The 14393-nt window shown below is 42.2% G+C and carries 10 protein-coding genes; 5 read left to right on the top strand and 5 right to left on the bottom strand.

Going from position 1 to position 14393, the window contains the following annotated elements; genetic code table 11:
* Window positions 1–143 precede the first annotated feature (143 nt).
* Complete coding sequence (locus CDC37_RS22660) at window positions 144–2351, bottom strand: NHLP family bacteriocin export ABC transporter peptidase/permease/ATPase subunit (RefSeq protein ID WP_096625367.1); 2208 nt, start codon at window positions 2349–2351, stop codon at window positions 144–146.
* A gap of 668 nt (window positions 2352–3019) precedes the next feature.
* Here CDC37_RS22660 and CDC37_RS22655 point away from each other — a divergent pair.
* Window positions 3020–4213 (top strand): NAD(P)/FAD-dependent oxidoreductase, encoded by a 1194-nt coding sequence (locus CDC37_RS22655; protein WP_096626552.1) that lies wholly within the window; start codon window positions 3020–3022, stop codon window positions 4211–4213.
* Between the two features lie 183 nt (window positions 4214–4396).
* Window positions 4397–6148 (top strand): S8 family peptidase, encoded by a 1752-nt coding sequence (locus CDC37_RS22650; protein ID WP_096625365.1) that lies wholly within the window; start codon window positions 4397–4399, stop codon window positions 6146–6148.
* 232 nt (window positions 6149–6380) lie between these two features.
* Here CDC37_RS22650 and CDC37_RS22645 read toward each other — a convergent pair whose 3' ends face one another.
* The 4 genes from CDC37_RS22645 to CDC37_RS22630 form a co-directional block, all read right to left on the bottom strand.
* Entirely contained in the window at window positions 6381–7721 is a 1341-nt protein-coding gene (locus CDC37_RS22645; RefSeq protein ID WP_096625363.1) for an FAD-binding oxidoreductase, read from the bottom strand.
* A gap of 602 nt (window positions 7722–8323) precedes the next feature.
* Window positions 8324–8794, bottom strand: a complete 471-nt coding sequence (locus tag CDC37_RS22640; protein ID WP_096625361.1) for a tetratricopeptide repeat protein — start codon at window positions 8792–8794, stop codon at window positions 8324–8326.
* A 644-nt stretch (window positions 8795–9438) separates the two neighbouring features.
* Window positions 9439–10875 (bottom strand): DUF4335 domain-containing protein, encoded by a 1437-nt coding sequence (locus CDC37_RS22635; RefSeq protein ID WP_096625359.1) that lies wholly within the window; start codon window positions 10873–10875, stop codon window positions 9439–9441.
* Window positions 10872–11501 carry a DUF3038 domain-containing protein gene (locus tag CDC37_RS22630; protein ID WP_096625357.1) on the bottom strand — a complete coding sequence of 210 codons (630 nt, stop codon included), beginning with the start codon at window positions 11499–11501 and terminating at the stop codon, window positions 10872–10874. Before CDC37_RS22630 ends, CDC37_RS22635 begins: the two co-directional genes overlap by 4 nt.
* Before the next feature lie 317 nt (window positions 11502–11818).
* Here CDC37_RS22630 and CDC37_RS24605 point away from each other — a divergent pair, with 317 nt between their 5' ends.
* The 3 genes from CDC37_RS24605 (at window position 11819) to CDC37_RS22620 (ending at window position 14286) form a co-directional block, all read left to right on the top strand.
* Complete coding sequence (locus tag CDC37_RS24605; RefSeq protein ID WP_157780822.1) at window positions 11819–12103, top strand: hypothetical protein; 285 nt, start codon at window positions 11819–11821, stop codon at window positions 12101–12103.
* Between the two features lie 476 nt (window positions 12104–12579).
* Window positions 12580–13068 (top strand): hypothetical protein, encoded by a 489-nt coding sequence (locus CDC37_RS22625; protein ID WP_197707027.1) that lies wholly within the window; start codon window positions 12580–12582, stop codon window positions 13066–13068.
* Between the two features lie 132 nt (window positions 13069–13200).
* Complete coding sequence (locus CDC37_RS22620) at window positions 13201–14286, top strand: GDSL-type esterase/lipase family protein (protein ID WP_096625355.1); 1086 nt, start codon at window positions 13201–13203, stop codon at window positions 14284–14286.
* The last annotated feature ends 107 nt before the right edge of the window (window positions 14287–14393 follow it).

The following is a 14393-nucleotide window of genomic DNA, read 5'->3' as shown; positions in this document are numbered from 1 at the left end:
GCGGAAGAATAAATCTCCCCCGAAGTTTACCGGAAAGCGCAAAGTCTGCGGGGGGATACTCCCCCGTAGAACTTTGTAACAAAGAAAATCTTCCCGGTAACTTCTGTTTCCCAACTTTCCCCAAAATCCAAAATTGAATAATCCTAAAGACTTCCCCCCTCGCTTTTAATTAACTGTAAATAATGTCCCTCAACTTGACTTAATTGGTCATGGCTTCCTCGTTGAACGACTTTACCACGCTCCAGTACAATAATTTCATCACAATCACGAATAGTGCTTAAACGGTGAGCAACGATTAAACAAGTACATCCACGCAAACGTATATTTTGATCGATAATTTTTTCCGTTTCTGCATCTAATGCACTAGTAGCTTCATCCATCAATAGAATCGAAGGATTATTCACTAAAGCGCGAGCAATTTCCAAACGTTGTCGTTGTCCACCGCTTAAATTAGTTGCTCCTTCCAACAGGTCAGCATTATAACCACCAGGTAAAGATAAAACAATTTCGTGAACTGCGGCATCACGGCAAGCTTGCATTAAACTACTATCAGGAATAGTGGTGTCCCAGAGAGTCAAATTATCGCGTACTGTTCCGGCAAATAGCATAATATCCTGTTCAATAGTTGCCATCGAATTAATTAAAACTTGATGGGGAATTTGGGATTTTGGTAATCCATCTAAATAAATTTCACCACTCCAAGGTTCATACAAACCAGCAACTAATTTAGCAACTGTTGATTTTCCAGAACCACTACCACCAACTAGGGCTACCCGTTGACCTGGTTGCAAAGATAAACTCAAGTTTTCAATCAAAGGTGCAGCGTTGCGATTATAGCCAAAGGTAATATTTTTTAATTCTAAATATCCTTCTAATTTCGGATTGGCAAAATTCCAAATTTGTTCTGATGAGGTATTTTGAGGTTCAACGGTGGGGTTACGTAAAACATCATCTAAACGATTTAAACTTCCTTCTAGTTCCTGTAAATCTCCACCTAAACTAATCAGTTGGTTAACGGGTTGCATAAACTGCTGCATTAGGGATTGAAATGCAACTAACATCCCAATATCCATGACTCCATCCATCACCCGCAGACCACCAACCGCTAACAGTAACATGGAGGTGACACCCGATAAAAATGCTGGTAGAGTTCCGAGTTTTTGGTTGAGATTATCCATGTCTTGACGGACGTTAATGGATTTAGCATAATATCCAGCCCAACGGTTAAAAAAGTCTGATTCTAAACCAGAGGCTTTGAGGGTTTCCATACTTTGGAGTCCGGAAATAGCTACACCACTGACCTTTCCTTGCTCCTGCATTAAACGCACATTGGTATCCGTTCGTAATCGAGCTACCCATTGTAACGCGATTAAATTAATTAAAACAAAAGTAATCCCGATTAAAGTTAAAATTTTATCGTATTGCCACATCACAATGCCGTAGAAAATTACCATCACTGCTGAGATGACAGTGGTTGCTAATTTTCCTGATAATAAACTTGCTAGTCTGTCGTTTAATTGAATACGACTGCTGATTTCTCCGGCAAATCTTTGGTCATAAAAACTGACAGGTAGATGGAGTAAATGCCAAATAAATTTACTGGACATTGCCATGGCCAACTTAATGCGCATTCGCCGTAATAATTGTAGCTGTAATCGTGTTAATAAACCGCTAATTAAAGCGGTAAACATCATGGCGAATACCAACTGACGTACCCAATCGGTATTATTTTTAATTAAAACTTCGTTGACAAAGAATTGGGAAAATGTCGGCATGGCTAAACCAGGTAACACCAGGAAAAAGCCAGCTAAAACCGAATATAAAAGTGGCCAAAATGAACCACGTAAACGGGAAACTAAAGAAAGAATTACACTGGGTTTACTACCACCCTTTTTAAATTCTGGACCTTTCTCAAAAACTAAAACAACACCTGTAAATGCATCGCTAAATTCAGTTAAAGAAATTCTTCTACGTCCACTTGCTGGGTCATTCAAAAAAACATACTGACCGCGAAAACCTTCAACCACGAGAAAATGGTTAAAATTCCAAAAAACAATATAGGGACACTTAAGCTGTTTTAATCCTTCAATATCAACTTTAAAACCTTTTGCTTGTAAACCGTAGCTTTTCGCTGCATTTAAGACGTTAGAAGCCTTACTACCATCGCGAGAAATTCCACAAGCTTGTCGTAATTCCGTTAAGGGGACAATCCTACCGTGATAAGCCAAAATCATCCCCAAAGATGCTGCTCCGCACTCCACAGCTTCCATTTGTAGTAGAGTTGGTGTGCGACGCACGGGTTGATATTTCGGAGTTATACTTGATAGATGTTGTCCAATTTTGTTTAACATAGCCAATGTGGTGGAATATTTGCCAAGCTCTAGGACTAAACTAATTGATCCATATTTCTCCTAGGGGGTGACTAATGCAATCAAGGCAAATCCCGGATTTATTTCCAACTCCTAAGACTTCCAGAGAGTCGGGAGTGGGAAAAACGACTTTGCATAGGTTCTGATGTACGTAGTACATGTATGCTATTGTTTTGATTACCTATTAAACGTGAATTAGGCGGATTGTAAACGCTATAATCTTGATTAAGCTAATGATTTCGGCAGTTAAGGTTCAAAGCAACCTCTAGGTTGAGTTGGGAACAAACTCAATAACTACTTGATTTCGGGTTTACTGATTTTCTTCTCAATAGACTTGGAGGTTTTTAAAAACTTTTATTGACCACGAATAATGCTGGATAAGGGTTCCAGACTTGATAACCCATCATAGCTAGCTCTCTCTGTAGGAGTACTTACCTGATTGACAAGGGAGTTCCCTATGTCGTTTGGGACACAGCCAAACAGGAAAATAGCTCATTCCTACTCCCAATCACGGACTACTCCCTACTCCCTATTCACAAGCGAGACTAATTCTATTCATCCTGGGGATTTTATCTTTGAATCGCCCCTACCTAATTAAAATTCAGTACACTGGATATCTAGCCACGCGTGTTGGGATGGGATATTCACCAATGAGTCAAGAGTCAGCAACAAAAATTTGTATTCTCGGTGGGGGTTTTGGCGGTTTATATACAGCTTTGCGTCTCAACCAATTGCCCTGGGATAGTATACAGCAACCGGAAATTACCCTTGTTGATCGATGCGATCGCTTCGTTTTTACTCCCCTGTTATACGAGTTACTGACGGGGGAATTACAAACTTGGGAAATTGCTCCTCCCTATGCAGAGTTGCTCCAAAATACGGCGATTCGCTTCTGTCAAGGGTATGTGAAAAAAATTGATATTGACCAACGACTTGTACAATTGGATCAGGGGAGGGAATTCAACTATGACCGGGTGGTGTTAGCTTTAGGGGGAGAAACTCCCCTTGATTTTGTTCCCGGTGCAAGTTCCTATGCCTATCCCTTCCGGACGATTGCGGATGCTTACCGTTTACAGGAAAAGTTACGTCTTTTGGAAAGTTCCAAGCAGGATAATATTCGGATTGCCGTTGTCGGAGGTGGTTATAGTGGTGTGGAGTTGGCTTGTAAATTAGCTGACCGATTCCAGCAACGGGCTAAATTCCGTTTAATCGAGATGGGTACGGATATTTTGGGTAATTCTCCGGATTTTAATCGTCAAGCTGCTCGCAAAGCTTTAACTGCAAAGGGTGTGTTCCTGGATTTGGAAACGAAGGTGACACAAATCGCAGCCGATCAAATGAGCTTGGAATATAAGGGTCATATCGATACAATTCCTGTGGATTTGGTATTGTGGACTGTGGGAACCCAAGTTAACCCCGTGGTCAGGGATTTACCCTTAGAACATAACCAAAGGGGACAAATTTGTACAAGTCCCACCTTACAAGCCATTGCACATCCAGAAATTTTTGCTCTGGGAGATTTAGCTCAAATTCAGGACGCAAATCGCCAAGCTGTTCCTGCTACTGCTCAAGCTGCCTTTCAACAGGCTGATTATACAGCTTGGAATGTTTGGGCTTCTTTGACCAATCGTCCCCTATTGCCGTTTAAATATCAACACCTGGGGGAAATGATGGCTTTAGGTGTGGATAATGCTACCCTATCTGGTTTGGGAGTGCAATTGGATGGTCCTTTAGCCTATGTTGCTCGACGGTTAGCCTATTTGTATCGAATGCCAACCTGGGAACATCAACTTCGAGTCGGTTTAAATTGGTTAACGCAACCGATTGTTGATGCGATCGCGTAGCGGTTCTTCTGGAGTATTGCTTGTTAAATTGGGAATGGGTTGGGGGGATGTTCTAATTTGTAATTCGTAATAGTCTGCGGCAACGCTTCGCGTACGTAATTTGTAATACCTGCTATGCGGGAAGCAAGCTACGTGATTTGTAATTCTTAATTTGTAATTTGTAGAGGATTACTATATACAAATATGCACTCTTTAGAACCAGAAACCACCCCTAACTCTCCTAGCTGTCGATTTGAAGGTTTTTTCCTACAAATGGTCAGACCTGGTTTAGCAACAAGATGTGAGGATATTATCCGTAAAATCTTGGGTACGGATTGGCAAATCAAACCCATTGGTGATAGTACGACCAAATTTGAAATTACCAAGGGTGATGATGCACTTTCAGTTAAACAAGCTTGGGATAAAACCTATGAATTGCGATCGCAACCGGGTATCATTGATGCTGAACCCCTCTTTGCTGTCCCGGTTCCTGAACGTCGCGATTGGGATACAGGATTAAAACCTGATTTCGCTATTTTCAACAACCAAATTGCGGCAGAAAGTAGTGATGTCACCTGGGGACTCCAACAAATAAGGGTTTTGGATGCTTGGCAAAAATATTTTCCCGACCCCCACCATCCACCTGGTCACGGTATCATTATTGCTCACCCAGATACTGGCTACACGGAACACCCAGAAATTATTCCCAATCTACTCCTAGAGCAAAGTTTTAATTTCCTCAGACCTAACCAGAAACCCCTAGATAACCTGGAAACATCGGGGGGAGAAATTATTAATAATCCTGGTCACGGTACATCAACTGCAAGTCTAGCTATCAGTCCCCCCGGACCCCAAGCTACCTACCCTAACGGTAAATACATTGTCGGTGTTGCACCTGGAGCCAAATTATTACCCCTACGAGTCACCTATTCAGTTGTACTTTTAAGTGTACGTAACCTGGCTGAAGCGATTGAATATGCTACCGACCAAGGCTGCCATATCATTACAATTAGTCTGGGTACAGCCTTTGCTAACCAACGTTTACGTAGTGCCATCCTCTATGCCCAAAAACGAGGTGTCATCATCGTCGCTGCGGCTGGAACAATGGTTCCCTACGTTGTCTATCCAGCAGCTTACGATGAGGTAATAGCCGTCACCAGTTCCAATATCCGCCGTGAAGTGTGGTGGGGTGCTTCCCGTGGTAGACAAGTGGATGTGACAGCCCCTGGAGAATCCCTGTGGCACGCCAAAACCCGCAAAAACGCCAGTGGCGAATTTACTTTCAATATTGAACAGGATTCGGGAACCTCTTTTTCAGCCCCCATCGTCGCCGGCGTGGCTGCCCTCTGGTTATCATACCACGGTCGAGATAATTTAATCGCCCGCTATGGTGAGGAAAAAATACCGTTTATTTTTAACCAGTTATTGCGGGATAGTTGTGAAAAATTCCCCACCTGGAGACCCAATCGCTTTGGTGCTGGAATTGTGAATACAGAGAAGTTATTAGCTGCACCCCTACCAGATTATGTCCACCAAGCAGTCAGACCTCCTGCATTTGCCCTCCAACAGCATACACCCATTGATAGTGGGGAATGGGAAACCTTTATGCATTTGTTTGAATCCGTGATGGTTGATTCTCCAACCCCAGAGAAAACCTCGATTGATGGGTCAAAATTGCGAGTAATATTAGCAGAACTATTAGAAGTACCGGAAACCGATTTAGAAGCCAAATTAAAGCAAGTTGGTCAAGAATTAGCATTTCATCTCATCACGAATCCCGATTTATATCATCAATTAATTGCTGTCCTGCGTGATGATTGCCAATCTGGGACTGAGAATATCCCGAAATCTCAATTCAAAACCACCCTCCCTAGTCAAAATAATAATCATAATCAATTATCTCTGGGTAAATTACTTCGAGAACAGGATATTTCTCATGTTTTAGCTGGAAAGTAGGAGACAGAAGATAGGGAGGGTAGGGAGTAGTTTTAATCCAAATAATTCCACTTTGGCTTGACTTCAAAAAACTATAGATGCAAGGTTTTTACACTTTGTACGCCTACTTGGAAAGCACTTTTTGTGACTAAAATACCCTCAATTCCTTGTGAAATATAGAGACGCGAAATATCGCGTCTTTACTATTTTTCAACAAGCCCTACTTAAGCAAACCCGATTTCAAATCCAAAATCTAAAATCCGAAAATTGTTTTCCCTGGATTCATCAAATTATAGGGGTCTACCGTTCGCTTAAACTCAATATGTTCTGGGTCAATAGACCGCTTCCACCCTTCTTCAATGAGATAGCTGTGGGGATTGGCAATAAATACACCGTGTTGCTCGTGGTAGCGAATAATCTCGTTTAATCGGTCTTCGCTAGTATAACGAACAAGTTGTAGACCGGGATTGGCGATATTTCCCTCTACACGAATAAACTCTAGATGCATCATCACTTCGTCCCCAAAGTGATTGTGCATATGTTCAATGGTTTGAAAATTGTCACTAGGGAAAATACTTTGTAAATAGGTAATAGAATTATCACTGCTACGAGCGTGGAGTGTGGTGTGATTCCAGGTATACTCACCTAAATTTATACCCCTGCCACTGGCTAAAGCGGGTTTTTGATAGGTAATTTCACCCTGATACTGCTGCACTAAACCAGTGACAAAATCTAAACTGGATTCGGCAATAATTGACAAAACTACATGTTGCCCGTCTCCAATATACGGACGTAGGGCTGTAAAATAATTAGGGATGGGTGCGGCAAAAACACCAATTTCTTTTTTGACCATACCGTCAGCCTGAGCTAACTTTTGCCCAAACCGAAGTGCCGATAGGAAATCCGCAAAGGTGATAATCACCTCTGCCCAAGGATAGGCAGGAGCAAGGGGAATTTCCACCTCCGTAATTATACCGTTAATACCCCAAGCGTGGTTAACCTTTTGGACATCATCACCCCGTAACTCGATAACACGGGGTTCATCCTCCAACGTTACCACCTGTAAACCCAAAAGATTACCGCGATCGCGCAATAACCCATATTGCACTGAACCAATTCCCCCACTTCCTCCAGCAATAAATCCACCCAAAGTAGCCGTTCGATAGGTAGATGGAACCATCCGTAATTCCCAGGAGGTTTCCCGTGTGATTTTATCTAATGCAGCCAATCTAATTCCTGCCTGTGCCCTGGCAATTCCTGGTTTTACCCAACACACATCCTGCATTTTGGTCATGTCAATGACAACACCACCATGTAGGGGTACACACTGTCCGTAGTTACCTGTACCAGCACCACGTACCGTAACTGGGATGCGATATGCCACACAAATTTTCGCTAGATTGAGTACTTGTTGCAGATTGGCAGGACGCACGACAACATCAGCAATTTTACCTGCCAATTTAGCCGTGAGAATGGGACTGAAGGTATGATAATCCTGGGATAGTTTACCTATCTGCTGAGTATCAGTAATCACTTCTATCCCCATTTCTGTCATGGTCTTGGTAAATGCATCTAGGTCAAATGGGGTGGACATGGCAGAATTTGGGTCTGGGAATAAAGAAAAGAAAATTGTCTATTTTAGACTAGTGTTTATACTAGTTTAGTCTGTTTTGATTTTGTGGAGATGGTTTAATCATCTTTCAATCTTACCCCATGTCATTAATTTTGATGGGTTAAAAAAGCATGTAGTAGCGCTAGTCTACGACAACCCTACGGGTATAGAGCTTTATCTTAAAGTTTTTTCGGGGTTATAGTCACAACTACAAACCCCTGGGAACTTATCCTGGATTTTGAGCGAGTAAGTTGTAAGCCTTGAGTGACGGACTAATTTCCCCTATACTCCCGTCACGGACTATTCCCTATAAGTTTTAGGGTTTTGTGAGAAATGCGGGTTATGTGGTCGAAAATAGCTTATAAGTATTACAAAATGTGAATTCCCCTGTTGAAGTACAGGTTTTCAAAACACGGTAAAGTGAGTATATAATATTACTTTAATGACAATATAATTCAGTGTGAGTACTGACGGAAAGTAGGAACATCTGCCATATCTGAAGGGCAATTATCATATTATCGAGTTTACTAAATTAGTCTTGTGCGGATTTATCAGTGATTTATACAGATTGCATTCTTATCATATCAACTCAAACGCATTGTACATTCTAAAATCAATTTTTGATTCACTAAAGAATAGGGTTGAATTGCTAAAGCTCGGCGGAAGGATTGTATTGCCTCTACGTACCGACCGAGGGCAGCATAACATAAACCCATACCATGAAATGCACCGAAATGGAAGGAGTTTAATTCAATTACTTTTTGACAATCCAGAAGGGATTTTTGGTACTCACCAATTGTATAGTACAAAAATCCCCTGCGATTCCAAGCTTCAGCAAAATCTGGTTGGTCACTAATTAATTCATTTAACACCTGTTCCGCTTCTGCAACCTTACCTGCATCCAATAACTTTTGACTACGGTCAATCATTTCCAGACCATAGATACCTTTTTGTTGAAACCAAATTCGCCATAATTTACGGGTTGCGAGTTCCCGTACTGATTCATTTGGGTTTTTCAAGTCTTCAAGTAAAGAATTGATAAATAAAGAATCCATGAAATTACTGTTGACGATGAGCTATACACTTTTAATTTCGCACAAAATGATTACAGAAGTTGATTGTTTACCTACTCTTAAATTTTCGGTGCGTATTTTGGATTATTTGCAAATTTACGTACCGTTTTTCGTATTAATTCATACTTTGATATCAGATTGGCAATAGTTAGGGATTAGAGATATAGCAATCCTAGATGATTGTAAAATCTTAAATGTTGGATTGTTGACTGTTAACTGTTGACTGCCATAGCTGTAGTGCGGTTTCTCTAGGAGAAGTTTTCCCGCAGAGTACAGCCAAAGCCGATATTTTTCACAACTGAAATCGGATTGCGATATGTATTGATTAAATATTATTGGTATTCAAAACAAACTTTGGATTTCTGCTAACCGATGGTAAATATATAGGGAATCCGTTTGGATTTCTGAAGCTACTTATCCCCGATTTTTCACAAGTACCTAAAACTTCCAGTTATCTCTACGTAGCAAGCTTGTTACAAAGCAGTATACGCCATAGGCGTTGTCGCAGACTAGCCGCATTACGCACGTCTACGGCTCTAAAAAATTACAGCCTTACTCCCGTACAGACGACCCGACGGGTCGTCTCTATTCCCTGATTTTAATGACAATTTTTACCACCCACCTACTTACCTATAACCTTGCCAATTTTCAATTTCGAGTTGACCACTGGGTTTAAAGGTGACTTGATAGTGGGCTAGGGGTTGTTTTGTGTTAGCTGCGGCAGTATTATCACCGTAAACTTCTTGAAACATTGTTGGTAATGGTGTTTCTCGATAATAATCAAATGCACCGCTATTTAAGGGTTCATAATCGGCGATGACACCATCTTTGTTGACGGCAACGCGATATTTCAAATCACCTCTAAACCGAGGAGTTCCAGCCCATTTACTACGAATATTGTCGTAAAGTTTTTTACTGAGTTCTTGTAACTGATTGGCTTCGGTAATTTTTTCGCCGATTACTTTCGGGGTGCTGGAGTAACCGTTCCAGGGACTGACTTCGAGGATACCGTTGCGACGAAATACCACTTTATACTGGGCTATTGGTTCATTCCCGGCAGGTTTTTGGTTTGCGGATTTAAATAAAAGCTCTTTTAATGGGGTTTGAGCGACAACATCCTCAGCAACCTTGTTGGTTGGCTTGTAGGCAACGAGGGTGCCATCGGCGGCAACTCCGACCCGATATACTACATCTTGGGGTAGTCCACCCCGGTTTGCCCACTGGGGATTGATGCGGTTATAAACTTGGCGATTTAGGGCTTTGAGTTGGGAGGGGTCGGTAATTTCTGGGACTGTACGGAGTAGAGCTTCCAGGTCTTTGACGTTAGGGGTGTCCGTGGAGGTGGGATTATCAGCAATGGTAGTAGCACTGGGAGTGGGTGTATTTGCGGATGCATCTGTTTCCGTAGTGGGGGAAGGAGTGGCGACGGTGGTGGCAGTTGGATTTGCTGATTCTTCTTGGGTTTGGGGTTGGGGAGGACGAACTTCAGGGGCGGGTAGCATTGCGAACGCCAAAGCGGCTGCGGCTAAACTGGATATACCGATGGTCGCCGGAACTGCTTGCTGGATGAGGACTTCACTACTTGCACCGTAACGTCGAGGAGCGGATTGAATTTGCAGCATTAATTCTGGAAGCGTTTGTGTATCCGCGAAAAATTGGTCAACGGCTTCAACTAAATCGAATAATTGGACTGTATTCAAATCCATTGCGATCGCCGAGTTGTGATCGGCAACGGTATCAGTATGATTACGAACTATCAAGCGATGGCAGTTATTGTTAACAGCTTGAATTTGCACTAATTCCGTTTCGCGATCGCTTAAGTTCGGATTGGGTATATGGCTAAAAAATTCCTGGGCATAGGCATTAACAGCGCGTACTAAGCTCTCAAAAAAGTCCCTTCCCCCAGAAATTGGCTGTTGATAACCGGATATGTGACATTCAGCATTCACGAGAATCGACAATTCTGGACGCATTTCCTGGAAATGGGTGATTTTGGTAGCATCACTTAACCCTTCTAGGAGCAATGTACAATTGGGTAAACTATATTTTCTCTGAATATTCATTCTACTTCCCCGTCAAAAAGACTAATCCAAAACCGTTGCATTCCTGCGGTTCCCGTACAGAATAATAACTTTCCAAGCAAATCTATTGCCAACTCATCGATTTTTTCATCGCTGGTGAGAGCATACGCACCCATGCGTCGCGGATTCATCCGGCTTTTGAAATGTACTCGGAATCTTTCTAAGTAGTTGGATAAACGTAAATTTTGTTCCAGGGGAATTTGTTTATCCAACAGCTGTTGATGAATCATCAGTAATTGGCGAATAGTCACCGTTAGTCTTCGAGCAATGTAACAGGTAATGATGACTAAAGCCTTCGCTTCAATGATTTTGAGCGGACGACGGATATTCACTCGACGCATGGGATTTGTGCTACGCATCCGCCACAGATTCACGCGATCGCGGATAATTTCCTTTAGGTCTAATTCTTGAGCAAAAACTAAAATCGCCTCTGAACCCTCCAATTCCAAAGCTTCGATTGCCAATAACAGCAAGTCAATTTGCAAACGCGCACGTCGCGGACAAATTTGTCCTTCAATTGCGGGTTCGGGTAGGGTGTCCAAAATCATCGGTAAAGCCTTGGGGGTTGGACTTTCATTATAGGGCGTTAAACTAGCAGAAACATTCATTATATATACCTTGTGCGGCTGCAACGAAGTTAGTTTAGATATAACTATTTAAAGATGAAATCAATCTCATATTTTGAGTATTTTGACGAATAAGTCCATGATTAGTGGCGCGACTGCATGATATATACATTAGTTACGTCACCAAATCAAAGATTTCCGTATACTGAAACCAAAGTTTTTCCACAGGTGTTAAAACCTAGAATCCAGAATAACCCATAAATAAATCACCCAGTGTCTTCAAGTGACAAACCATTGTTCAACAACGCTTATCACTCACCACTTGTTAGAAGTGCAGGTGAAGGCTGTAGGATTTATCTATGGACGCAGATGTTGGCTGCTATGCATCTTCAAAAAAGCTGATAGCTCACAGCCACTATTCCCTCATCACTTTCAAGTCAGGGAGTCGAGAGTATGGGGAAAATCAACCCTTTACTCAACGTTTATCCCTCACCCATGAGCAATGCAGGTGCTGTAGCTGTTCTTTCTTCTATAGCTTGGTGCAGGTTCAGCAAATCGTCAATGATTTAACCGCTTCTGTGTCACCAGTTATAAATACAGTGTATGACAGTATAGTTCAAGCTTTATCAGGAATGGAAGAGTGAGGTGTTATATCGTTTTTACTTATATTCGAGTGGGTAGTAGTTTGGCAACCCAAAAAAGGGGAGTTCGCAGTGGTAGCTCTAGCTCTAAAAAACTTTCCCATAGAGCGCTATACCCCCAGGGTTGTCGTAGACTAGCGCTACTACTAATGGGGTGGATTATAGGGTCTTGTTTGTTGAAATTCGTCACACAACTTTTCAATTTAGCGGTAATAGATTTCGGATTATCACAATTTGCATCGGGGTCGAAAAATTTGCTTGGCAAGATGGCTGTTTTGTCGTTTAATATCTAAACAACGAAAAATCAATATCTCCACTCCAGGAAATGGGTCGGCAGCCAATCTATACTGCACTAACTCCTAACCCATAACTAAATCCAATTTTTCCCAAATTGTGCCCACGTCATTACTAATTTACGTGTGGTACTTCTTTATCGTCGGTTTTTGGGGAACGCTAGCATCAGGGATTCATCGCCAAACATGTCTACAACGCTGACAAATACTACATTGCGTGCATCGAAAATCATCCATCGCTCACCGATTTTGCATCCCCTCGCTCGGTTTGTGAGTGAAGATGCGATCGCTATCATGTTTAATATCCCCGTGGCGGAGATTGAACGTATTGAATGTTACCGCTACATGGTTTATGTTCATGCTCGCCATGTGAGTAGATTTGTCAGTTACGCGGATTTTCCACCAATGGTTAATGTGCCATCTCCAAATCTTTATGATGGTTGGCGTTGGCGTAGACGTTGGCGTAGACATTTTCACAGTTCAACAGCCCCGGCTTGGTGGCAAGATTTTTACCTCGCCAATATCCGCCATAGTCAAACAGGGGATGACTTACGTGCTTGGAAAAATTTAATTACAGGGATAGAAGAGTTTCTCTCAGCAGAAACACGCAAAAAACTGGGGGATATATGTGGGGAATATGAAGCGAAATTGCAAGAGATGATGAATGTAATGTGATTAACGCTCTTTACACTCCGAAATGTTGTAAATAAAAATAATAATCGGGTTTAACATAGAATTTTCCTGAATCGGCATGGAAATTACCGTGATTATAGGAAAAGGCATTGACATGAGAGGAGTTGGAGAACGATGAGGGATGCTTATCTGTTGGCGGCTGGAGTGTTAACGGGAATGGCTGTACCAACATCAACATTACCCGGCTTATCCCTGCTTCCCCAACTAGAATCTCCGGGAAATTCAGGACAACAACAAGCACAAATTAGTACATCTGTAGATATACCCAGTTCTATCGTCCCCGAATCCTCAACTCCAGAATTTAGTTTACCTTTCCAGCCAGATTCAACCCCCGCAAGGTTACTGAGGAATTACAATTACGATACTAGCTACGGCAATCAGCGATCGCATTTTCGCCAACCAGCCTCCGGATATGAACTCTATCAGCAGAGGTTGATGGCCCTGCGTAATGGACAAATTTATACCCGTATTGGTGAGGGAGTAGGGGATTTTGCGCAAAAAGCCAATACCCGTCAGTTAACCTACGAAGATTGGAAGAAACTATTAGCACTAGAAGCAAAAGCGATCGCAGATGGTCAAGGAAACAATCGCTTAAGTGTGATGGTGGGAGATTCCCTAAGTCTGTGGTTTCCCACCCATAAGTTACCATCCGGAAAGTTATGGTTAAACCAGGGGATTTCCGGAGACACCTCTGGGGGAATTTTAAAGCGGTTAGCCTATTTTGACAAAACTCGTCCAGAGGCAATCTATGTGATGGCTGGGGTTAACGATTTGCGTCGTGGTCACTCCGATGCGGTAATTCTCCAGAATATAAAATCAATTGTCCAGCGCTTGCGAAAAACCCATCCCCAAGCTCAAATCATCGTCAAGTCAATCCTACCAACCAGATTACCCACCATACCCAATCATCGCATTCGGGGAATTAACCAGCAAATTGCCAAAATCGCCGAAGCAGAAAATGCTAGTTACCTCAATATTCACGCTTGGTTTGTCGATTTTGAAGGTAATCTTCGTCCCGAATTAACCACAGACGGTTTACACTTGAGCCACAATGGTTACGAAGTATGGCAAGCTGCAATTCAACAAGTCGAAACCAGAATCGCCACCTCCCAAATCGAACAAAAGCGTCGCAAACTGTTAAAAGAGCAAGCAGAAACAGTGATGCGTAAATCTCAAGTCGGCAATCAAGCACGTATGTAAAGACCTGATTTTTGACTAGATGGGGAATCGGGGTATTAATTCAAACAAATGTAAAGACGACCCGACGGGTCGTCTCGACGACGGTTGAGGATATTAATCCAAAATTC

The organism is Calothrix sp. NIES-3974 (assembly GCF_002368395.1).
GTDB lineage: Bacteria > Cyanobacteriota > Cyanobacteriia > Cyanobacteriales > Nostocaceae > NIES-3974.
This window is presented reverse-complemented; position numbering and strand designations above follow the sequence as displayed.

What these genes read in the sequence shown, in the direction of transcription:
- CDC37_RS22640 (WP_096625361.1), bottom strand. Translation starts at nt 8,794, where the DNA reads ATGGATTCTTTATTTATCAATTCTTTACTTGAAGACTTGAAAAACCCA.
- CDC37_RS22620 (WP_096625355.1), top strand. Translation starts at nt 13,201, where the DNA reads ATGAGGGATGCTTATCTGTTGGCGGCTGGAGTGTTAACGGGAATGGCT.
- CDC37_RS24605 (WP_157780822.1), top strand. Translation starts at nt 11,819, where the DNA reads ATGGACGCAGATGTTGGCTGCTATGCATCTTCAAAAAAGCTGATAGCT.
- CDC37_RS22650 (WP_096625365.1), top strand. Translation starts at nt 4,397, where the DNA reads ATGCACTCTTTAGAACCAGAAACCACCCCTAACTCTCCTAGCTGTCGA.
- CDC37_RS22625 (WP_197707027.1), top strand. Translation starts at nt 12,580, where the DNA reads ATGTCTACAACGCTGACAAATACTACATTGCGTGCATCGAAAATCATC.
- CDC37_RS22635 (WP_096625359.1), bottom strand. Translation starts at nt 10,875, where the DNA reads ATGAATATTCAGAGAAAATATAGTTTACCCAATTGTACATTGCTCCTA.
- CDC37_RS22655 (WP_096626552.1), top strand. Translation starts at nt 3,020, where the DNA reads ATGAGTCAAGAGTCAGCAACAAAAATTTGTATTCTCGGTGGGGGTTTT.
- CDC37_RS22630 (WP_096625357.1), bottom strand. Translation starts at nt 11,501, where the DNA reads ATGAATGTTTCTGCTAGTTTAACGCCCTATAATGAAAGTCCAACCCCC.
- CDC37_RS22660 (WP_096625367.1), bottom strand. Translation starts at nt 2,351, where the DNA reads ATGTTAAACAAAATTGGACAACATCTATCAAGTATAACTCCGAAATAT.
- CDC37_RS22645 (WP_096625363.1), bottom strand. Translation starts at nt 7,721, where the DNA reads ATGTCCACCCCATTTGACCTAGATGCATTTACCAAGACCATGACAGAA.